The following is a 20,513-nucleotide window of genomic DNA, read 5'->3' on the forward strand; positions in this document are numbered from 1 at the left end:
AGTGAGAACTTGAGTGTGGCACCTTGTCTGCACCACACCCCAATTCTCATTTTTTGCGTATCAAACCAAATCCCACTCAATCAAACTTTGCGCCGTAGCGACGCAGCTGTCTGAAAGGGGGATTGGCGTTCGGCCCAATAATGCGCGGCCAGGTGCTTCGTCCAAAGTTGGGTTATAGCCCAGCTCTTTAAGGCTTCCTCGCATGTCTGCATCAAACAAGGCGACAAGCCGGATGAACCAATCGGGGGCCTGAAACTTTGGCATCTTTTTGCTGTACGCTGGGAACGCCTTTTTCAGGCAGGTCGCCATCTGCATAATCGAATACGATTCAAAGCTGGCAATCGTACGTGCGCCGGCGGCCGCAGGGTCAGTAAGAGCGGCGACATGCATATCCGCCAAGTCACGTACATCAACCGAGTGCAGATAAAGATGCGGCGCGACTGGCGCTTTGCCGCGAAAAAAACGCTGGAACAACGCACCCGATGTTCCCGGATCGGAATCCAACAAAGGACCGACGATAAAGGCTGGATTGATCACGGCCAGCTCTGTCTTGCTCGTGCTTGGTTTAAGAATTTCCCATGCCTTCTGTTCAGCGCGAATTTTGCTTTCCACATATGCATTCACGTCCCCGTCTGGATTAGCCCAATCGGAGGCGTCCAAATGGGTTGGACCTGATTTGCCCCGCCCCGGCACAATCGCCGCGATAGACGACGTCAAGACGACCCGCGCAACACCCGCATCACGGGCCGCACTCAATGCGCGCTGCGTGCCCCCAACCGCTGGGGTGATCAGCTCGGCCTTGTCCTTGGGCATGGACGTCACGAACGGGGATGCCGCGTGAATCACAAAATCCACGCCTTTGCAAGCCTCAGTCCAGCCTGCATCCTTGGTCAGGTCAAGCTCGACAAACTCAAGATGGCCGACATCGACGCCTGCAGCTTTGATGGCTTCTTTTGTCTTGCTGCTACGCGAAGGCGTCCGCAAACTGCCGCGAACCTTATAGCCATCGCGCAGTAAGGCCACCGCGATATGACCGCCCAGAAATCCTGTGACGCCCGTAAGAAGTACTGTATTCATTGCTTTCTCCAAATTTACGATATGAACAATATTCGTTCATATCGTAAATTCAACCCAGCATTGCCTATTTTCTGCAATTGACGTCAGTCTACTAGAAACCGATGTTGCCCCCATGAAAGACGAACGACAAAATCAGATACTCAACGCCGCGAAGGCCCTGTTCTTTGAACGCGGGCTCCGTGCGACGACTATGGCCGCCATTTCCGAAACGGCGGGCATTGCAAAACCGACCCTGTACAGCCGTTACAAGGATAAGAACGCGGTTTTTCAAGCAGTGGTTACATCCATCTTGGATGAATTGCGCGCCGTGATGGACGAGGAGTTTTCGAAGTCAGGGAATGTTGAGGACCGCCTGACTGCAGCCTTAGTGGCCAAATACTGTGTTGTTTTCGATATGCTTCAATCGCCGCATGTCGCCGAAATGATGGAAGACAAGGTGCTTTACGCAGGCGTGGCGTTTGAAAAGCTGAACACCGACGTCGCCAAACGGATCGAGGGGATGATTTGTGAGGCAGGATACGCGACCCCCAGTGATCTATCGCACCTCATCCTGTCTTGCGCGTTCGGAATTCACAGAAACGCCCGCACCCGAGAAAACGTCGCGCGTGACATCACAACCGTGGTTCATTCACTTCTGACAACGGCAAAATAATTTTCGTTACTAGTTAGTGCGAGGCATATGTCGCTTGTTCCTGATAAATTATTTGCGAAAACGGCCATTCGTGCGTTGCGCAGCATCGGTCGTTCTGGGCTCACAGTGAGATTTCGCCGCATGCACTATCAAAGGCTGCTCAAGTGACGCTCTTGCCCCCTACCGGAGCGGACCCCCACAAGACGGATGCTGTCACCCGTCCCGCCACGTGATTTTATCAAAGCTCGGTCGCGGCGGCTGTCACGCCCGGAATATCGACGGTGCCAAAGACCCGACCAGAGGGGGAGCCGGTGGGGGAGCCGCCGGGCGGTTCTTCACTGACGCCGATGGTCAGCGTGCCTTCGACCGAAGCGATCACCTGCGGCATCGGCAGCCGGATGCTTTCACCCGCAGGCCAAAGCCCGACAGAGCTGGCCGGTTCGCCGGGACCATGGGCCCAGACCTGAAGGATGCGGCCTTCGGGCGCGGCACCGGCGGTGCGGGTCAGGATGACCTCATCCCGTGATTTGTCGACCACGGCCACAACGCGGAAATCACCTGCGTCAGAGACAATTTCAGCGGTATAGAGCGGGCCGGTCCCGTCGGGCGTGTCGACATTGCCAACAAACAGGACGGCGAAGAGTGCGAGGCTCATCGCGGTGACAAGCTGCCACAGCCAAGCGCGCTGCCAGAACGGTGGCCGCTGCGTATCGGGCGCGATCCGCGCCAGCAGGGCCTGTTTGGTTGCGGCACCAGGTGTGACCGGGGCGAGTTCGTCGGTCAGCGTGACAAGCTGTGCTTCCCATTCGCTGACAAGCCGCACGAAATCGCCATCACTGCGCAGCTTTTGCCGTGCTGTTTCAAGCTCTGCACCGTCGAGCAGGCCCAGAACATATTCGGCGGCCAACATGACGTCGTTATTATCTGCGGGTTCAAGGGTCATTGTGCCATACACTCTTTCAGCGCAGCCAATCCACGGCGCAGCCAGGTGCGCATCGTGTTCAGCGGCACGGTGAATTGCGCCGAGAGTTCCTTGTAGCTTTTGCCGTCAAGATAGGCGCCGGTGATTGCATCACGGCGGTCATCATCCAGCGTATTCAGACATTGCACAACGCGCGACGCATCTGATGCGGCGATGACCGATTGTTCGGGCGTGAGCGTGGGCGCTGCGATGCGGTCATTATAATCGGCAATATCACTGACCGGTTTCTGCGCGCGCAGGCGGTCAATGGCGGTGTTTCGTGCGATCGTGATGAGCCAGGTCATAGGGGAGTGCCCGGTCACCTGATACCGGTCGGCATTCTTCCAGACTTTGACATAGACCTCTTGCATGGCATCCTCGGCTGCTGCGCGTTCCTTTAGGACACGTAAGCAGACCGCCAGAAGTTTCGCGGAGGTCGCATCATACAATTGTGAAAAGGCGGATCGGTTTCCCAGAGCGATCTGTGAAATCAACCCTTCGAGTGCTGTCAGCTTGTCAGATGTCATTGATGCACGTCGCTGGAAAGGCATGATTATTTTTCGTCTTCACGTTGCATTATCAGCTTTTTACACGCACGGCCATTGGTGCTTTTGTGGATGACGTTAAGGCAACCTTGCAGTGTGGCGCAGGTGTTTTCGAAAAAGCTTCACGCCTAACCATCTGAAAATAATCGGCAATTATATTTACTCCCGCTTTCCGCGCATTTTTCTGCATAATCTGAAACTTTTTTTCCACATTTATCGTGTTTTCTTGCAAGCGGTTCAGAGCCGGTCACAGTGACAGGAGGTTTGTGATGTTCGTTTTAAAGCGTATGCCGCCCGCTGCTGCCACGCTGCGTGATCGGGCCATCCGGGGTTCGCAGGTTGCATGCTCTGACCGTGGTTCTTGATCTTCCGTTCTGGAAGTCAGCTGTCGCCTTTTACGACAGTGGTTATGATTTTAGGTTTGACGGTGTGGCGGATGTGTCCGCTATCCCGTCTTCCGAGGTGGAGGGTAACGAGTAGCGGTCTGTTACGAGTGTTTGTTTAACCCGTTTCTTTACCTACCCAGGTGTAGACATGGCCGCCATACGAGTATCCACACAGGCAGCCCTCGGTGCAAACCGGGGGCTGTCAGTATTTATGGCGCTCACATTATAAGTCCTCTGAGGCAGTCCTGACTGGGTTGCCAAGGACAGAATCCTCCTCTAGCGTATGTTTGTGGAACACTATTCTGCATAGTGGAATTTCTAGGGAGGAGATTCAATGAAAACGCATCAATTGATGAATCGTGCGCTGACGGCGGCTGCGCTATGTCTGGCCACCGCAAGCAGTGCATTTGCCGAAATCCGGCTGATCCTGGGTGAACCAGGCCCGAACCGTGGTGCCCGTGCTGCCGCAATGCAACATTTCGTGGACGAGGTGTCAGCCCGGACCGATGGCGAGGTGGTGATTGACGTCCAATGGGGCGGTGCCCTGTTCAAAGCGAATGCCGCCGTAGGTGCCATCGCGGATGGCGTGGCCGATCTGGGCACGATCATCGGGGTCTATTTCCCGCAGGAAATGGTGGCCTATGGTATCGCCGATCTGCCGCTTGTGAATGCGGATAGCTGGGTGGGCATGCGCGCCACTGACGCGCTGATCCGCAATTCTGAGCCGATCCAGGCCAGTCTGGCAAATCAGAACCTTGTCTATCTGGGCACGTTCACCACTTCAGAGGTCAATATCGGCTGTAAGGATGCCGCCATTCGTTCGGTCGAGGATATCGAGGGCCTGAAGGTGCGCGGCGTGGGGGCCTATGGCGATACGTTCCGTGATTACGGTGCCAATATGGTGCCGATGTCGATCTATGATGCGTATCAGGGTCTGGATACCGGACTGCTCGATTGTTCGCAGGGCTACAGCTATGCTGTTGGCGCGCTCCGTCAGGAAGAGGTGATGACCTCTTATACCTTGCTGAACTGGGGTCAGGTTGGTGCGCTGGGCATTTTCATGAACAAGGACGTTTATGACGGCCTGTCGCCTGATATCCAGACAGCACTGGCCGAGGCGGGTGTGTCTATGGCTGACAAGCTGGGCGAGCTGATCACCGCAGATAACGAAGCGGCCATCGAAAAGATGCGCGGTGCGGGTGTTGAGATCATCGCGTTGGACACGGCAGAGCGGGACAAGCTGGTTGAGCGTGGCGAAACCTACGTCACCGAATGGATCGCGCAGGCTGGTGGTGCCGGGCTGGACGGGCAGGCGCTGCTGGACAGCTATAATGATCTGCTGGTCAAATATGCTGAAGAGCGGGATGCACAGGGTTACCCCTGGACCCGCTGATCGCTGAACCTGCATTGGTGCGCCGCTTTGCGGCGGCGTGCCAAGGGTCCTGAAGGTATGTGCTGATGCTGAAACGTTTCGAACAGTTCCTGCTCGATCTGGCGGCGGCGGCCGTGGCGGGCTTGTGCCTGCTGATCACGGTCAGCGTTGTGCTGCGGGCGACGGTCAATTCGGGTATCCCCGATACGGTCGTCTTGGTGGCTGAACTGATGGTGGCGGCCATCACATTGCCTTTGGCGGCGGCCACGCTGGCCCGCGCGCATATCGTGATCGAGCTGCTGGCCCAGAACCTGCCCCGCCGGGTGCAGGATTGGCTGGTCGTGCTGGGCAGTGTCATCGGCCTTCTGGCCCTGTTGCCCCTGCTTTATGCGGGTTGGCATGAGGTGAGCAAAACATTTGCGTCGGGGTCCTACTACTTTGGTCAGTTGAACCTGCCGAAATGGCCGGGCCGGCTGATCTTTCTGGTGGGCCTTGGGTTTTGCTGGCTGCGCTTGCTGATCATGGTGGTGGGCGATCTGCGCACGATCCTGCGCGGGGATCATATTGATGCCAGCGGCGGCAGCACAAAAGAAATGATGGCGGAGCAGGAATAATGGACGGAACTGTCGTTGGTCTGGTCGCCTTTGCCAGCGTGATCGGCCTGCTGGCGATCCGGGTGCCGATTGCCTTTACACTGGCGCTGGTGGCCGCATTGGGCAGCTTTGTCATCTATGCCTTTCGCACCGGTGATTTCACCCCGTGGCGGGCGTTGCGCCCGACCAGTTCGATGGTGTTTTCGAATTCGTTCGATCTGATCCATTCCTATGATCTGTCGATGATCCCGCTTTTCGTGGCGCTGGGTCATATCGCTTATCGCGCCGATATCACCACCCGCATCTACCACGCCGCGCGGGTCTGGTTGACCCATGTGCCCGGCGGTGTCGCGATGGCGAGTGTGGTCGGCTGTGGCGGGTTTTCGGCGATCACCGGGTCGTCGATTGCTTGTGCCTCGACCATGGGCCGCATCTGCACGCCAGAGATGCTGCGGATGGGCTATGACAAGCGGTTGGCCACCGCGTCTGTTGCTGCGGGCGGGACGTTGGGATCGCTGATCCCGCCGTCTGTGCTGTTCATTATCTATGGTATCTTTACCGAAACCTCGATTTCGGCCCTGTTTCTGGCAGGCATTCTGCCGGGGCTGATTTCGCTGCTGGGTTTCTTGCTGGTGATCTGGATCTGGGTGTGGCGTGATCCGGACGCGGCACCAGTCTATGACCAAAAGGTCACTATGGGCGACCGGATGCGCGCTGCCTTGGATGCCTGGCCTGCGATTGCGCTGTTTGTGATCATTGTCGGCGGTATCTATGGCGGTATCTTTACCGCGACCGAGGCTGCGGCGATCTGTGTGTCTGCTGCCGTGTTGATCGGCTTTGCCCAGCGCACATTGACCCTGCGCGCGCTTTGGGAATCCCTGCGCGAGACCTGCATCCAGACAGCCAGCATTTTCTTTATCGCAGCGGCGGCCAAGATATTTGTCGCCTTCATCGCCCTGACCGGCGTGGCCCCGGCCATTGTCGGCGCGGTGACAGAGGCGCAGCTGTCCCCCGCTGTTTTGTTGCTTGCGATTGCGGTGATCTATCTGCTGCTGGGCATGTTCCTTGATCCCATCGGGATCATGGTGCTGACCCTGCCGCTGATGATCCCGCTGGTCGAAGGTTACGGGTTCGACCTGATCTGGTTCGGTGTTGTCGTGATCAAGCTGCTGGAGATCGGGCTGATCACCCCGCCGGTTGGCCTGAACGTGTTTGTTATTGCCAATGTCGTGGGCCGTGAAGTGCCGATTGATCGGATCTTTGCGGGCATCTTACGGTTCCTGACCATCGACGTGCTGGTGCTGATCCTGATTATGTCTTTCCCGATTATATCCCTGCTGATTCCGGGTAGCATGTGATGGATCAATCCGAGGTGAGCACCAGTACAGACCGCCGTTTTGCCACGACCCTTGCGCGCGGGTTGAGTGTGCTGCGCGCCTTTCGTCCGTCTGACAGCGGGCTGACCAACGCAGAGATATCCGAACGGACCGGCCTGCCGAAATCGACCGTGTCGCGTTTGACCTTTACCTTGCAGGCGCTGGGCTATCTGACCCATGCCCACCATCATGATCGCTATCGCCCCGGCCCTGCGCTGTTGGTGTTGGGCAATACGGCGGCGACCTCGATCAGTTTTGTCGATATGGCTGGACCGCTGATGCAGCGGCTGGCGGATGAAACGGGCACGCTTGTGCTGTTGCTGGTGCGCGATCACGCGAAAATGCTGATCGTCAAGACATGGCGGCCGCGCAAGGTGGCTTCGCTGTGGCTGGAAGCGGGGCATCGGTTGCCGTTTAACGGATCATCCTCTGGCCAGACATTGTTGGCGGCCCTGTCGCCCGAGGCGTTTGCCCGCGTGGTTGAAGAGGCGGACGGCGATCGGGACCTGACACCGGAACGTGCGGCGGAACTGCGCCGCGAAACCGGCGGGCAGTTGATGAAGCAAGGTTTTGCCATTGCTGACCCTGCCAGCTATTTCGCAAGCCAGATTCACGCGGTCGCTACGTCGTTCCAGCCCAAGGATCTGGCAGAGCCGGTCATCTTTACCTGTGGCGCCATGCCCGAAATGCTGTCCGTTGATCGGATGCAGCAAGAGGTCGGCCCCCGTTTGCGCGCCACAGTGGGCGAGCTGGAGCGGATGCTGGGCCATGCGCCGGGCGGGCCGCGTGGTGATCTGTGATGACTTCAACAAGGTAACGACATGACGCGCGTATTGCCAAAAGACGGCCCCGGTATCATCCGGGATGAAACAGGGGTGCAGCGCCTGTTGGGCTATGTGCTGGACGTGGGTCAGGGTGACGGGTGCGCCCGCTGTCATCTGGAAATCACCGCAGAGCATGGCAATCGCCACGGCATGTTGCATGGTGGTGTGACCACGGCGATGCTGGACAATGCGATGGGTGCGACTGCCAGCCTGAGCATTGATGAAACGGGCCTGATGCCCTGCATGACGATTTCAATGACGGTGAACTTTCTCGCCCCCGCGCGACCCGGACTGATGTTGATCGCGACCGGGCGCAGGACCGGCGGTGGTCGTGCGACGATTTTTGTAGAGGGCGTGGTGGAAGCAGAGGACGGCAGCGTCATTGCCACCGCCAGCGGCGTGTTCCGCCCGGTCCCGCCGCACCGGATGCCAGAAAGGTGAGCCATGTCACGGGGGGAGCGGACGCAATGAAAATCCATGAACTGGTTGCACGGGCCATGCAGGCCACGCCGGATGCGCGCGCGATCCGCGATGTGGATGGCCGCGAAGCAAGCTATGCCGCACATTGGCAGGCGATCACCGATACGGCTGCCCTGCTGCAAGAACATGGGCTAAAAGCCGGTGATCGTTTGATGATCGCGGCAGAGAATTGCCATGCGACCGCAGTGCTGATCTTTGCCACCAGCCTTGCAGGCGCTGTGGCCGTGCCGGTGAATGCGCGGATGAGCACACCTGAGATTGCCCGCATCACGACCCATGCCAGCCCCCGCCTGATCGCCTATACGACCGGGTTTTCAGGCGATGCCACAAAACATGCCCAAGCCGCAGGCGCGCGTGACTTCAGCTTGGGGTTCGGGGCTTTCGCCCTGTCCGCACCGTTGCCTGTATCCGGCGATGATGCGACCGCTGACACCGCCGTGATCCTTTATACAACGGGCACCACGGGTGATCCGAAGGGTGTGATGCTGACCCATGGTAACCTGTGTTTTGCTGGTGATGCCTCGGCCAAGCTGCGCAATATTCGCGGGCATGATCTGGTTTACGGTGTGTTGCCGATGACCCATGTGTTTGGTCTGGCCTCGATGCTGATGGCCACCAGTACCAGCGGTGCGGCGATGCAGTTGGAATCGCGGTTCCAGCCGGACCGGCTTTATACTGCGCTGAAGGCTGGCGCGACGATCTTTCCCGGTGTGCCACAGATGCATGCGCTGCTAATGAGCTATGTCGCCGATCATGGTCTGGCCGGGCTGGGTGACGTGCCGCTGCATTATGTCAGCTCTGGCGGTGCGCCGCTGGACCCGGCGTGGAAACGCAAGGCAGAGGCATTTTATGGGCTACCCCTGCAGAACGGCTATGGGCTGACGGAAACGACGGCTGGTGTCAGCGCGACGAAAAACCCGCTCGGAAGTGCCGATATCAGCTGTGGCCCGCCTTTGCCGGGGGTGGAGATCATGTTGGACACGGGTGTGCCTGCCGCCACAGATCCCGGCGTGGGCGAGGTGCTGACCCGTGGCCCCCATGTGATGGCGGGCTATTTCCGTAACGCGCAGGCCACGTCGGATGCGATGCAGGATGGCTGGCTGCGCACGGGTGATCTGGGCCGGATTGATGACACGGGTGCGTTGCATATCGTGGGCCGCGCGAAAGAGCTGATCATTCGTGGCGGTTTCAACGTGTACCCGCCAGAGGTGGAGGCCGCCTTTAACGACCACACTGCTGTTGTACAATGCGCGGTGGTCGGGCGCAGCCTGCCCGGCGGTGACGAAGAGGTGCTCGCCTTTGTGCAATGCGCCGATCCGAAGACGCTGGATACCAATGAGCTGCGCGCCTTTGTGGCGGCGCGGCTGACCGGCTATAAGCGCCCCAACAGGATCATCGCCGCAGCGACCCTGCCTGCGGCCCCGTCGGGAAAGATATTGAAACACAAGCTGATTGCGGTTTTTGCCGATCAGCTGAGCTGAGGAGAGAATAATGCCAAAGGAATTTGCTGCCGGTTATGGCCCTGATCTGGCCCCGTTCAACTGGACCGATCCGTTTCTGCTGGAGGACCAGCTGACCGAAGATGAGCGGATGCTGCGCGACGCCGCCGGTGCCTTTGCCGCCGCAGAGCTGGCCCCGGTCGTGCAGGAGGCATATGCGCATGAAACAGCGAACCCCGATCTGTTTCGCAAGATGGGCGCGGCAGGTCTGCTGGGCGTGACGATTCCCACCGAATATGGCGGGCTGGGCGGCAGCTATGTGACCTATGGCCTTGTCGCGCGCGAGATTGAGCGCGTGGATAGCGGCTATCGGTCGATGATGTCGGTGCAATCGTCGCTGGTGATGTATCCGATCCATGCGTATGGGTCCGAAGAACAGCGCCAGAAATATCTGCCCGGTCTGGCGGATGGTACGCTGATCGGTTGTTTTGGCCTGACAGAGCCTGATGCAGGGTCCGACCCCGGTGGCATGAAAACCCGCGCGGTCAAGACCGAGACGGGCTATCGCCTGACCGGGTCAAAAATGTGGATTTCTAATGCTCCCTTTGCCGATGTGTTTGTCGTCTGGGCGAAATCCGAGGCGCATAGCGGCAAGATCCGGGGTTTTGTCCTTGAAAAAGGCATGCAGGGTCTGACCGCGCCAACAATCAAAGGCAAGCAGAGCCTGCGTGCTTCGACCACCGGTGAGATCGTGATGGACGGCGTCGAGGTTGGCGAGGATGCGTTGTTGCCAAATGTTGAGGGGCTGAAAGGCCCGTTTGGCTGTCTGAACCGCGCCCGCTATGGTATCGGCTGGGGTGTGATGGGCGCTGCAGAATATTGCTGGCTGGCAAGTCGCCAATATGGGCTGGACCGCAAGCAATTCGGCAAGCCACTCGCGCAGACGCAGCTTTTTCAGAAAAAGCTGGCCGATATGCAGACAGAGATCGCGCTGGGCTTGCAGGCCTGTTTGCGCGTGGGCCGTTTGATGGATGAAGGCCGTGCCGCGCCAGAGATGATTTCGTTGATCAAGCGGAACAATTGCGGCAAAGCGCTGGATGTGGCCCGGTTGGCGCGCGATATGCATGGCGGCAACGGGATTTCCGAAGAATATCAGGTGATCCGCCATATGATGAACCTTGAGACGGTGAATACCTATGAGGGCACCCATGATGTGCATGCGCTGATTTTGGGCCGGGCGCAGACAGGCTTGCAGGCGTTTTTCTGAAAAACAGCGGCAGAGGTCCCGGATCGGGGTCCGGGACTACGTTGTCCTACATTTGCAACGCTTGTTTTTGCGGTCCCGGGCTTGATCCGGGACCTCTTGCCTGGGCGATGACCGCTCTTCGCGAAAACGTTATTCTATGGGCCTGCGCTGTCAGCTATAATGGTGCAGAGGTGACCACGAATGACTGTTATTCTGCCCAATAGACGCGTTTTTCTTGCCACCGGTGCCGCAGCGGTCGCCACCGGCACGCTGCCTGCGCGGGCGCAGGACGTTGCCCCGACCACGTCAATGCGGGGCGGGGCGAATAATTATCGTCCGGGTGCGCCTATCGTCGAACGGATCGGCAATGGCGGGTTTTGGATGATGGGCACGGTGCGCCGCGCGGGCGATGGTGCCCCGCTAGAGGGCATTCGCATTCAGGTCTGGGCGCATACGACCGAAGGGCATGAGCGTGACCCGCACAGCCATGGTGCGACGCTGACCGGTACTGACGGCTCGTTTCAGCTGGAAATGCCGCAGATCGTGCCTGCATTTGGTCAGCCTCATGGCCACCTGGCCTATGATGATCCCGCCTTTGACAGCGTGTTTTTGCGCCCGGTGATGGCTAGTGCCGCTGTGACCAGCCTGCACGCGGATTTCGTGCTGCAACCTGCCTGAGAATGACCCAAAAGCTGCTATGACCCTGACCCGCGCGATCCTGATCTGGGCGGTGCTGGTGCTGGTGATCGCGGTGCCCTTGGCGCTCTCTGGGGTCAGCCCGCTGCTGGCGTGGCGGCAGCCGATCTATATTATCGGTGGTTTTGCCGGGATTGTGGCGCTGGCGTTGATGCTGGTTCAGCCGCTGGCAGTCGGGGGCTATCTGCCGGGGTTTCGGGGCATCGGCGGGCGACGACTGCACCTGTGGGTTGGTGTCTTGCTGGTGCTGGCGGTGGTTGTGCATGTGGGCGCACTTTGGATCACCAGCCCGCCGGATATGATTGATGCGCTGACCTTTACTTCACCCACGCCGTTTTCGGCTTGGGGTGTGGTCGCGATGTGGGCTGTCTTTACCTCTGCCACATTGGCGGGCTTGCGGCGGCGGATCGGGCTGCGCCGCTGGCGGCGTGCGCATACGGCGCTGGTCCTGCTGGTCGTACCGGGTAGCATCGTGCATGCCCTGCTGATCACTGGCACGATGGAGATTTGGTCGAAGACGCTGCTTTGCCTGCTGGTCGGGGCCGCGACATTGCGCACCATCATCGCCCGCCGGGTCTGGGCGTGATGCGGTGTCATAGGTTGTGACGGTCAGTCTGCCGTTGCACGCCCCCAGCCGTCCGACTGCATTTCCCGCAGGCGGCTGGCGGTCCGTTCAAATTCGAACGTGCCTTCGCCTTCGAGGTAGAGCATTTCGGGCTGCGCCGCGGCAGAGCAGATCAGCTGCACTTTTGCTTCGTAAAGTGCGTCGATCAGGGTGACGAAGCGCTTGGCCTCATTAAAGTTGCTACGCGACAAGGCGGGGATATCTTCGAGGATCAGCACCCGCACCGCGTCGGCCAATGCCAGATAATCTGCCGCACCCAGCGGTTTACCGCATAGATCAAAGAATTTCGCGCGGGCGACCCCATTGGCGTAATGCGGCAGCGTGACCGCGCGCCCTTTGACCTGCAAGGTCAGGGGGTCGGATGTGCCGCCGCTGATGTCATGCCAGATCTGAGCGATGGCCGTGCGGGCATCGGCGTCGATCGGGCTGAAATAGCTGGGAGTTCCGGCCAGCCGGTCCTGCCGATAGTCGGTGTCGCTCGCCAGTTCATGCACCACCATGTGATGTTTCAACAGATCAATGAATGGCAGGAAAAGCTGCCTGTTCAGCCCGTTTTTATACAGGTCATCCGGGGGACGGTTTGACGTGGTGACGACGGTGACATTGGCCGCAAAAAGCGCCTCGAACAGCCGTCCGACGATCATCGCATCGGTGATATCGCTGATCTGCATTTCGTCAAAGGCGAGGAAACGTACATCTTCGGCAAGTTTGGCAGCCACGGGGGCAATGGCATCATCCACACCGCGTTTGCGCGCGGCGTTCATTTCCGTATGGACCCATTGCATGAAAGCGTGGAAATGGCGGCGCTGCTTGGGCGCATCGACCAGATCATAAAGCAGGTCCATCAGCATGGATTTTCCGCGCCCGACCCCGCCCCACATGTAAAGCCCCGGAATGGCGTCGGGTGCCTTGCGGAAAAACCCAGTCTTGACCGGGGCGGCGAGGGCGCTGCGCACCCGTTCGAGTTCCGGCAACACGGAAATCTGCGCCGGATCGCGGGTCAGCTTGCCTGCCTGCACGGCGGCGTCATATGCGTCTTGCACTGTCATGGCCTGTGGATAGCGTGAGGCCCGCGTGTTTAAAACCCGTGAAGTTACAGTCGTTTCTGCATCAGGATCAGGTCCAGCCATTGATCCTGTTTGCGCCCCACCTCTGGCAGGTGTCCGACCTTTTCAAAGCCTTGGGCGGCGTGGAATGTCACCGCGTCGGGGTTCGCGCTGCTGATCCCGGAAATCAGTACATGCACCCCGTCAGCGCGCGCGATCTCTTCCAGCCGTGCCATCAGCGCGCGGCCAAGACCCTGTCTGCGTGCCGCTGGACCCAGATGGATGGTCAGTTCCTGCGTGTGCCGGTAACCGGGCCCGCTGCGAAAGGGGAAATAATGTGCAAAACCAAGGATCTGATCACCGCGCACACCGATGATGAACCTGTCGCCTTGCTCTGCGATGGTCCGTGCGATCTGGGCGGGGGCCTTTTCATCGGTGGTGAAGGTGATCAGCGTATTGCGGATCAGGGCGTTGCTGATCGCGGCAATCTCTGCTGCGTCTTCGGTTTTGGCGGGGCGGATGGTCCAGTCCATAAGGTTACCTGTGTTGCGTCAATCTAAGGCATTGGTTGCAACGAATGATGCGGCTTGGGCGTTGCTTTCCCAGTATCATCGACCGCGTGAAAGGATGGGTGCGACATGCTGGACTGGATTGCAGAGAATGCAGGCCCATTGCAACTGGCGATCAGCATTCTGACCGGGTTGGTCTGGCTGGCCTATCTGCATATCATCTGGTTGAATTTTCGCCGACAGCGGCAGGCGGTGATCCTGATCAACCGTTCCATCGCTCAGGATGAGAACGCCCATTGCTTTGTGACCAACATGGGCGCAGAGCCGATCTATCTGATGGAGGTCATGGCGCGGGTTGTGACCGATGAAAAGACCTATCACGTCAAGGTCACGGAGCGCGAAGAGATCGCGCTTGAAGAGGTCGAAAACCCGCTGAGCCGCACCAACCAAGGGCCGATCAAATCGGGTGAGTTCATCGACATCGGGTCTTTTCTGGATCTTTTGCACCGGGCAGAAGCGCGTATCGGCACCGAAGGCCTGTTTCACACGGTGCGGCAGATGGATTTGACAGTGGCTGCGGCGGGCGGCCATGCAACGCATCTGATCGCGGCCCGACGCGGGTTCAGGGCGGACTGGAAAGACGGCAAGCCGTATTTCGTGCCAGAACAGCTGATGACCCGCCAGATCCGAAATTTGTTTCAGCGGCGCAAGGTTGTCGCAATGCTGGAAGAACAGATCGAATGATCCGGGCCTTATCGCATTCCGCCCAGACACGCCAAACACCAAACAAAAAAGGCCGCCCCCCAGGGCGACCTTTTCGACGTTGGGCATTCTGCCCGGTGTCTTAGCCGTTCACGCTATCTTTCAGCGCTTTTGCGATTGTCATTTTGACAACCTTGTCGGCTTCTTTCTTGATTTGCTCGCCGGTGGCCGGGTTGCGAACCATACGCTCTGGGCGCTCACGGCAGTAGATCTTGCCAACGCCGGGCAAAGTCACGGCGCCGCCGCCGGATACTTCGCGGGTGATGATGCCGGTTACAGCATCCAGCGCAGACCCTGCTGCTTTTTTATCCATGCCTGTTTCATCGGCAAGTGCAGCAACAAGCTGCGCTTTTGTCATTGGTTTTGTCGCCATTTTACTGGTCTCCCTCGTTTGCCCGACCTGTGGGCATCTTGCTTGCACATATAACGGTATGTTGTGGGACACCACAACGATTAGTGTAAGTTTACAAGGGGAAAACGCATGATTTAGGTGATTTTCCGCCGGGTCACAGGAAAGCTGTTTCCTCAAAGCTACGCAATTTCCGGCTATGGATACGTTCAAGCGGCATCTCGCGCAACCGTTCCATGGCCCTGATCCCGATCATCAGATGGGCCGCAACCTGTGTCTTATAGAAGTCAGAGGCCATGCCGGGAAGTTTCAATTCCCCGTGCAGCGGTTTGTCGCTGACACAAAGTAGCGTGCCATAAGGCACCCGGAACCGGAACCCATTGGCGGCGATGGTCGCACTTTCCATATCAAGCGCGATGGCCCGGGATTGCGACAGCCGCTGCACCGGGCCGGCCTGTTCGCGCAGTTCCCAGTTCCGGTTGTCGATGGTCGCAACGGTGCCGGTCCGCATGATGCGTTTGAGTTCATAGCCTTCCAGCTCTGTCACATCGGCCACGGCGGTTTCCAGCGCGATCTGGATTTCCGCCAGCGCCGGGATCGGCACCCAGACGGGCAGATCATCGTCAAGCACGTGGTCTTCACGCAGATACCCATGCGCCAGCACGAAATCCCCCAACCGCTGCGAATTGCGCAGCCCGGCGCAATGCCCAACCATCAGCCAGGCATGGGGCCGCAGCACGGCGATATGGTCTGTCGCGGTCTTGGCATTTGATGGCCCGACGCCGATATTGACCAGTGTGATCCCTGCCCCATTGGCCCGCTTCAGGTGATAGGTCGGCATCTGTGGTAGCTTGGCCGGTGTCGGCAGGGGCGAGTCCGGCTGCGTGATTTCCACATTCCCGGTGCTGACAAAGCTGGTGTAGCCGCTATCGGGGTCGGCCAGCATGTGCCGCGCGTAGGCTTCGAACTCTTCGACATAGAACTGGTAGTTGGTGAACAGAACATGGTTCTGGAAATGCTCTGCCGCTGTGGCGGTATAATGCTGGAGCCGTGCCAGCGAATAATCGACCCGCTGCGCGGTGAAGGGTGCCAAGGGCCGAGCCCCATCGGGATAGGTGAAACCTTCGCCATTGACGATACTGTCGTGGGTGGTGCTCAGATCCGGCACATCGAATGTGTCGCGCAGGTTGAACTCCATCGAGCCTTCTTGCGGGACGGTCAGCCCCGGATCATTGGCGGCAGCGAAATGCACCGGCATGGGCGTCTCTGACGGGCCGATGATAACCGGCATGCCGTGGCTTTTGATCAGCAAGCCGATCTGCTGACGCAGGTAATTGCCAAAAAGATCAGGCCGTGTGACTGTCGTGGCATATGTGCCCGGTTCGGCCACATGACCGAATGACAGCCGGGTGTCGGTCTTGGCGTAGCTGGTCGTGGTCAGCCGGATTTCGGGATAATAGGCGCGGACCCGCGTTTCGGGCTGACCGTCCCGCAGGGCTGCGACGAAGTTATCAGACAAGAACCGGACTGCTGTGTCGTAGAGTTCCAACAGACGCTCGACCGCTTTGCCTGCATCGGTAAAGGCCTCTGCCTTGGGAACGTCAGGTGTGCGGATGTTGACCTTATGCGCCATGTTCATGCGTTTTCCTCGAACAATTCCGTGATTTCAAATTTATCCACGTCCACCAGCCCCAAATCAGAGATGCGCAACGAAGGGATGACAACGAGCGCAAGGAGCGAATGCTGCATATAGGCGTTGTTCAACGTGCAACCGCATTCTGCCATGGCCTGCACCATCCGGTCGGCCTGTGCGGCGACATCAATGGCCGGGCTGTCGGACATCAGCCCTGCAATGGGCAGTTTCACCAGCGCGATTTCTGCGCCGTCTTTCCAAACGGTGATCCCACCGCCCACAGCGCCCAGCCGGTTCGCGGCTGCGGCCATCATTGCGCGATCAGTCCCGACGACAATCATATGGTGGCTGTCATGCGCCACGGTCGAGGCCATGGCCATCTTGCCGGTATAGCCAAAGCCCGACACAAACCCGTTGGTCACCTGCCCGGTGCCCCGGTGCCGTTCGACCAGTGCGATCTGATAGGTGTCGCCTTCACCCGAGACCAGCCCGTCAACCACGGGCAGTTCAGCGGTGAGCGCTTCGGTCGGGGCTTGGTTTTCGACGACGCCAATCACCTTTGCCGTGACCTTATTCGCGCCTTCGGGGGCGGTGATGCCGAAATCATCGGCGCTCAGCACCTTGCCCATGCGCACAGTGGCGCGCGCATCGTCGGGCCAGTCGTAATGCGGGCAATCCACGGTGATTTTGCCATCTGTTGCCACGGTCTGCCCGCGTGCGATCACATGTTCAATCGGCAGCGTTTTCAGGTCAGAGGTCAGGATCACATCCGCCCGCCGCCCCGGCGCAATGGATCCCAGTTCACGTTCCAGCCCGAAATGGGTGGCTGTGTTGATCGTGGCCATTTGCAGGGCGATCAGCGGATCACATCCGCAATCAATCGCATGGCGTACAACCCGGTTCATATGCCCGTCATTGACCAGCGTCCCGGCCATGCAATCATCGGTGCAGAGGATAAAGTTCCGCGGGTCCAGACCCTTTTCCGTGACAGCGGTGATCTGGCTTTCCACATCATACCACGCCGACCCAAGACGCATCATGGATTTCATACCGTTGCGGACACGGGCCAGCGCGTCGGCCTCTGCTGTGCCTTCATGATCGTCAGCGGCACCGCCCGCCACATAGGCGCTGAATGCCACGCCTTTGTCTGGGCTGGCGTAATGCCCGCCAACGGTCTTGCCCGCGTTCATCGTTGCGGCCATTTCAGCCAGCATCTGCGGATCGCCATTGATCACGCCGGGAAAGTTCATCATCTCGCCCAGCCCGATGATACCGGGCCATGCCATCGCCTCTGCCACGTCCTCTGCCGAAATCTCAAACCCGGTGGTTTCCAGACCGGGGGCAGAGGGCGCGCAGGAGGGCATTTGCGTGTAGATGTTGATCGGCTGCATCAGCGCCTCATCATGCATCATCTGCACGCCGCGTAGACCAAGCACATTGGCGATCTCATGCGGGTCGGTGAACATGGTCGTGGTGCCATGCGGAATAACGGCGGCGGCGAATTCGGCGGGGGTCAGCATACCGCTTTCGATATGCATATGCCCGTCACAGAGCCCGGGGATCAGATAGCGCCCTGCGGCGTCAATCACGCGGGTGTCTGGGCCAATACAATGGGACGCATCAGGGCCAACATAGGCAAAACGCCCCTCGGCCACGGCGACCTGCCAGCCATCCAGCACCTCGCGCGTTTGAACATTGACCAGCTTGCCGCCGGTGATCACAAGATCAGCAGCTTCGCGGCCCGCCGCCACGGCCACCAAACGGGGGGCCACATCGGCCCATGATTTGAACTGAATTTCCATCCCCAATGGTTTCACTGTTTTGGGGCGGGTTCAAGAGGGGTTGGTGCGGGGCTAAGCGCCGGAACGCCGGGTTACCCCCCTTTATATCTTTTCCAGCTGCAACGGTTGCGCATCCGGGTTCAGCCGCACCATCGCCATGTTCAGCGCCCCGGCAATTGTCACCCAGATCAGATAGGGTAGAAATGCCAGCCCGGCCCATGCATCAAGCTGCCAATGTGTGATCAAACAACCCAGCACGGCAAGCCAAAGCACGCCGATGATCGGCAGCGCGGTTTTCATTCGCCGCAATCCGAAAAACACAGGGGTCCAGAGCGTATTGAAAGCGATCTGAATGGCCCAGAAAGCCATCGCAAACCCATTTTCATCCAGCATAGCCACCCGCGCCCCGGCAAAGGCCATCAGCAGGTAAAGCGTGGTCCATGTCACCGGGAACACCCAGTTTGGCGGGACCCAAGCGGGCTTGTTCAGCCGTTCATACCAAGCGCCGGGTGGGAACATGGCCCCGGTGGCCCCGGCCCCAACACAGGCGGTCAGAAACAACAGAAACAGCAGGATATCCATGGCGCGCGCCTTTCGTAGCTACCTATGCCAACGACGCAACAGGGCGGTCAGTTCCAATGGGCCAATGCGCGCCCCCGGATAGAATGCTTAAAAGAGCGACGGCAGGCAGAGGAACCGCCTTGTCAGCGATCAACCTCACACAAATAGGCATAAAAAAACCACGCCGGGTCTGGCGTGGCTTTTGCATTCCGGTTTGGCGGGTTTATTCAGCGCCGAAGCTGGCCAGAAAAGCGTAAAGATCATAGGCCTGCGCTTCTTCGCGGACCTGATAAGCCATCTTGCCCCGTGCCCGGCGATCGTCGAGTGTTTCCCGCAACCAGTCGGTTGGGTTCTGCACATAGGCGACGAAATCCGCCTCGGTCCACGCGCGGCCCTGTTCGCCGATTTTCGCGAGAGAGTCGCTATAGCGGAAGCCTTCGACCGCCCCCATGGTGCGCCCAGCGAAACCATAAAGGTTCGGGCCCGTGCGCGCGTTGCGCCCGGCAAGCACTTCACCTTCGGCGGTGGCGATGACATGGCAGGCCACGCATTGGCGGTTGAACTGTTGTTCCCCAGCGGCGGCGTCGCCTTGGGTCGATGCATGGCCATCTGCGAATGCAGGCGCGGCCAGCACCGCAACGGCAGCTGCCATTCCAAATTTCGTCATGATCGGTTCCTTTCGATCTGATTCTGCGACTGTTGCCCCAGTCGCGTCGCAATGTAATGCAACAGAACCTGTGGTCCAGTGCCACTTACGAAGGGTTACACAACTGCGTCAAGCAACCGCATGCCAATGCACATTGCTTCTGCCGTTCCTGCAGTGCCGTCTCTGGTCGCAATGTAAACTCCTCGCCTGTAGCACTTCGTACGTCAAATTCCCCCGTTTCTGATCTGACTATGACCAAATGCTGCTAATGCTGTGGGGATCCGGAAACCGGGGTCAACATGCGCCGGAACAGCGTGTCCAGATGGGTGCCTGCGCGGATGGTCGGGTCCGTGTCGCCCAGAACAGCCCGCACCTGCACGTCGAAGTCGGCATAATGCTGGGTCAGCGCCCAGATCGAAAAGATCAGGTGGTGCGGGTCGGTGGGGGCGATGCGGCCTGCTGCCTCCCACCGGCTTAGAACGGCGGCTTTTTCATCGACCAGTTCCCGCAGTTCACCGCTGAGATGGTTTTTGATATGGGGGGCACCTTGCAGGATTTCATTGGCAAAAAGCCTGCTTTCGCGGGGGTAATCGCGGCTCATGTCCAGTTTGCGCTGCACATAGGCAAGGATTTCAGCAATTGGATCACCTGCCGGGTCAAGCTGCTGTAACGGGACAAGCCAGGTTTGCAGCAGTTTTTCCAGCAGTTCGGTATAAACGGCATCCTTGGACGGGAAGTAATAAAGCAGGTTCGGTTTAGACAGTCCTGCCGCCTCTGCGATCTGGTCCAGCGTGGAGCCGCGAAACCCGTATTGCGAAAAAACATCCAGCCCGGCGTTTAAAATGGCGGTCCGGTTGCGCTGTTGGATACGAGTCGGCGCCTTGCTCATCATGTTCCTTTGCTTAAATTTTACGCATATTGACCCGATTTCGCGTGCCATTGCTGTCATTTGTTGCATTTGCCCGCGTGTGAAGC

The 20,513-nt window shown here is 58.9% G+C and carries 22 protein-coding genes; 11 read left to right on the plus strand and 11 right to left on the minus strand.

Features of this window, described 5'->3' with window-relative positions:
- Nucleotides 1-60 precede the first annotated feature (60 nt).
- Nucleotides 61-1,077 (minus strand): NAD-dependent epimerase/dehydratase family protein, encoded by a 1,017-nt coding sequence (locus ACJ5NV_RS17360; protein ID WP_411645742.1) that lies wholly within the window; start codon nucleotides 1,075-1,077, stop codon nucleotides 61-63.
- 112 nt (nucleotides 1,078-1,189) lie between these two features.
- Between ACJ5NV_RS17360 and ACJ5NV_RS17365 the strand changes: the two genes are divergently transcribed.
- Entirely contained in the window at nucleotides 1,190-1,729 is a 540-nt protein-coding gene (locus tag ACJ5NV_RS17365) for a TetR/AcrR family transcriptional regulator (protein ID WP_411645744.1), read from the plus strand.
- 217 nt (nucleotides 1,730-1,946) lie between these two features.
- Here ACJ5NV_RS17365 and ACJ5NV_RS17370 read toward each other — a convergent pair whose 3' ends face one another.
- Together ACJ5NV_RS17370 and ACJ5NV_RS17375 are read right to left on the minus strand one after the other, a co-directional pair.
- Nucleotides 1,947-2,651 (minus strand): anti-sigma factor, encoded by a 705-nt coding sequence (locus ACJ5NV_RS17370; RefSeq protein WP_411645746.1) that lies wholly within the window; start codon nucleotides 2,649-2,651, stop codon nucleotides 1,947-1,949.
- Nucleotides 2,648-3,196: a sigma-70 family RNA polymerase sigma factor gene (locus tag ACJ5NV_RS17375; protein ID WP_411645748.1), complete on the minus strand. Its 549-nt coding sequence runs from the start codon at nucleotides 3,194-3,196 to the stop codon at nucleotides 2,648-2,650. The genes ACJ5NV_RS17370 and ACJ5NV_RS17375 overlap by 4 nt, the downstream gene beginning before the upstream one ends.
- 738 nt (nucleotides 3,197-3,934) lie before the next feature.
- Between ACJ5NV_RS17375 and ACJ5NV_RS17380 the strand changes: the two genes are divergently transcribed.
- The 9 genes from ACJ5NV_RS17380 to ACJ5NV_RS17420 all read left to right on the plus strand — a co-directional run bounded on the left by ACJ5NV_RS17380 (nucleotide 3,935) and on the right by ACJ5NV_RS17420 (nucleotide 12,212).
- Nucleotides 3,935-4,993 (plus strand): C4-dicarboxylate TRAP transporter substrate-binding protein, encoded by a 1,059-nt coding sequence (locus tag ACJ5NV_RS17380; RefSeq protein ID WP_411645750.1) that lies wholly within the window; start codon nucleotides 3,935-3,937, stop codon nucleotides 4,991-4,993.
- 65 nt (nucleotides 4,994-5,058) lie between these two features.
- Entirely contained in the window at nucleotides 5,059-5,586 is a 528-nt protein-coding gene (locus ACJ5NV_RS17385) for a TRAP transporter small permease (RefSeq protein ID WP_411645752.1), read from the plus strand.
- Nucleotides 5,586-6,923 carry a TRAP transporter large permease gene (locus tag ACJ5NV_RS17390; protein WP_411645754.1) on the plus strand — a complete coding sequence of 446 codons (1,338 nt, stop codon included), beginning with the start codon at nucleotides 5,586-5,588 and terminating at the stop codon, nucleotides 6,921-6,923. Before ACJ5NV_RS17385 ends, ACJ5NV_RS17390 begins: the two co-directional genes overlap by 1 nt.
- Nucleotides 6,924-6,937: 14 nt before the next feature.
- Nucleotides 6,938-7,741 (plus strand): IclR family transcriptional regulator, encoded by an 804-nt coding sequence (locus ACJ5NV_RS17395; protein WP_411645756.1) that lies wholly within the window; start codon nucleotides 6,938-6,940, stop codon nucleotides 7,739-7,741.
- A 21-nt stretch (nucleotides 7,742-7,762) separates the two neighbouring features.
- Nucleotides 7,763-8,206 (plus strand): PaaI family thioesterase, encoded by a 444-nt coding sequence (locus ACJ5NV_RS17400; protein ID WP_411645757.1) that lies wholly within the window; start codon nucleotides 7,763-7,765, stop codon nucleotides 8,204-8,206.
- A gap of 26 nt (nucleotides 8,207-8,232) precedes the next feature.
- Nucleotides 8,233-9,726, plus strand: a complete 1,494-nt coding sequence (locus ACJ5NV_RS17405) for a class I adenylate-forming enzyme family protein (RefSeq protein WP_411645759.1) — start codon at nucleotides 8,233-8,235, stop codon at nucleotides 9,724-9,726.
- Nucleotides 9,727-9,736: 10 nt separating this feature from the next.
- Nucleotides 9,737-10,951, plus strand: coding sequence for an acyl-CoA dehydrogenase (locus ACJ5NV_RS17410; protein WP_411645761.1), 1,215 nt, complete (start codon nucleotides 9,737-9,739; stop codon nucleotides 10,949-10,951).
- A gap of 180 nt (nucleotides 10,952-11,131) precedes the next feature.
- The gene (locus ACJ5NV_RS17415) at nucleotides 11,132-11,608 is read left to right on the plus strand and encodes a peptidase associated/transthyretin-like domain-containing protein (protein WP_411645763.1); all 477 of its coding nucleotides are present in this window, start codon (nucleotides 11,132-11,134) and stop codon (nucleotides 11,606-11,608) included.
- Between the two features lie 19 nt (nucleotides 11,609-11,627).
- On the plus strand, nucleotides 11,628-12,212 hold the full coding sequence (locus tag ACJ5NV_RS17420) for a ferric reductase (RefSeq protein WP_411645764.1): 585 nt from the start codon (nucleotides 11,628-11,630) through the stop codon (nucleotides 12,210-12,212).
- Between the two features lie 23 nt (nucleotides 12,213-12,235).
- Here the strand turns inward: ACJ5NV_RS17420 and zapE are convergent, their stop codons facing one another.
- Nucleotides 12,236-13,300: a cell division protein ZapE gene (gene zapE, locus ACJ5NV_RS17425; RefSeq protein WP_411645811.1), complete on the minus strand. Its 1,065-nt coding sequence runs from the start codon at nucleotides 13,298-13,300 to the stop codon at nucleotides 12,236-12,238.
- A gap of 44 nt (nucleotides 13,301-13,344) precedes the next feature.
- Entirely contained in the window at nucleotides 13,345-13,830 is a 486-nt protein-coding gene (locus ACJ5NV_RS17430) for a GNAT family N-acetyltransferase (protein WP_411645766.1), read from the minus strand.
- A gap of 105 nt (nucleotides 13,831-13,935) precedes the next feature.
- Between ACJ5NV_RS17430 and ACJ5NV_RS17435 the strand changes: the two genes are divergently transcribed.
- Nucleotides 13,936-14,550, plus strand: a complete 615-nt coding sequence (locus tag ACJ5NV_RS17435) for a hypothetical protein (RefSeq protein ID WP_411645768.1) — start codon at nucleotides 13,936-13,938, stop codon at nucleotides 14,548-14,550.
- Nucleotides 14,551-14,650: 100 nt separating this feature from the next.
- Here ACJ5NV_RS17435 and ACJ5NV_RS17440 read toward each other — a convergent pair whose 3' ends face one another.
- The 6 genes from ACJ5NV_RS17440 to ACJ5NV_RS17465 form a co-directional block, all read right to left on the minus strand.
- On the minus strand, nucleotides 14,651-14,941 hold the full coding sequence (locus ACJ5NV_RS17440) for an HU family DNA-binding protein (RefSeq protein ID WP_411645770.1): 291 nt from the start codon (nucleotides 14,939-14,941) through the stop codon (nucleotides 14,651-14,653).
- Between the two features lie 133 nt (nucleotides 14,942-15,074).
- Nucleotides 15,075-16,556, minus strand: a complete 1,482-nt coding sequence (locus tag ACJ5NV_RS17445; RefSeq protein WP_411645772.1) for an AMP nucleosidase — start codon at nucleotides 16,554-16,556, stop codon at nucleotides 15,075-15,077.
- The gene (gene ade / locus ACJ5NV_RS17450; RefSeq protein ID WP_411645774.1) at nucleotides 16,553-18,352 is read right to left on the minus strand and encodes an adenine deaminase; all 1,800 of its coding nucleotides are present in this window, start codon (nucleotides 18,350-18,352) and stop codon (nucleotides 16,553-16,555) included. The genes ACJ5NV_RS17445 and ade overlap by 4 nt, the downstream gene beginning before the upstream one ends.
- An 81-nt stretch (nucleotides 18,353-18,433) precedes the next feature.
- Complete coding sequence (gene tspO / locus ACJ5NV_RS17455) at nucleotides 18,434-18,913, minus strand: tryptophan-rich sensory protein TspO (RefSeq protein WP_411645775.1); 480 nt, start codon at nucleotides 18,911-18,913, stop codon at nucleotides 18,434-18,436.
- Between the two features lie 202 nt (nucleotides 18,914-19,115).
- Complete coding sequence (locus ACJ5NV_RS17460) at nucleotides 19,116-19,559, minus strand: c-type cytochrome (protein WP_411645776.1); 444 nt, start codon at nucleotides 19,557-19,559, stop codon at nucleotides 19,116-19,118.
- Nucleotides 19,560-19,803: 244 nt separating this feature from the next.
- Complete coding sequence (locus tag ACJ5NV_RS17465) at nucleotides 19,804-20,427, minus strand: TetR family transcriptional regulator C-terminal domain-containing protein (RefSeq protein WP_411645813.1); 624 nt, start codon at nucleotides 20,425-20,427, stop codon at nucleotides 19,804-19,806.
- Between the last annotated feature and the right edge of the window lie 86 nt (nucleotides 20,428-20,513).

This window comes from Loktanella agnita (assembly GCF_046640325.1).
GTDB classification, from domain to species: domain Bacteria; phylum Pseudomonadota; class Alphaproteobacteria; order Rhodobacterales; family Rhodobacteraceae; genus Yoonia; species Yoonia agnita.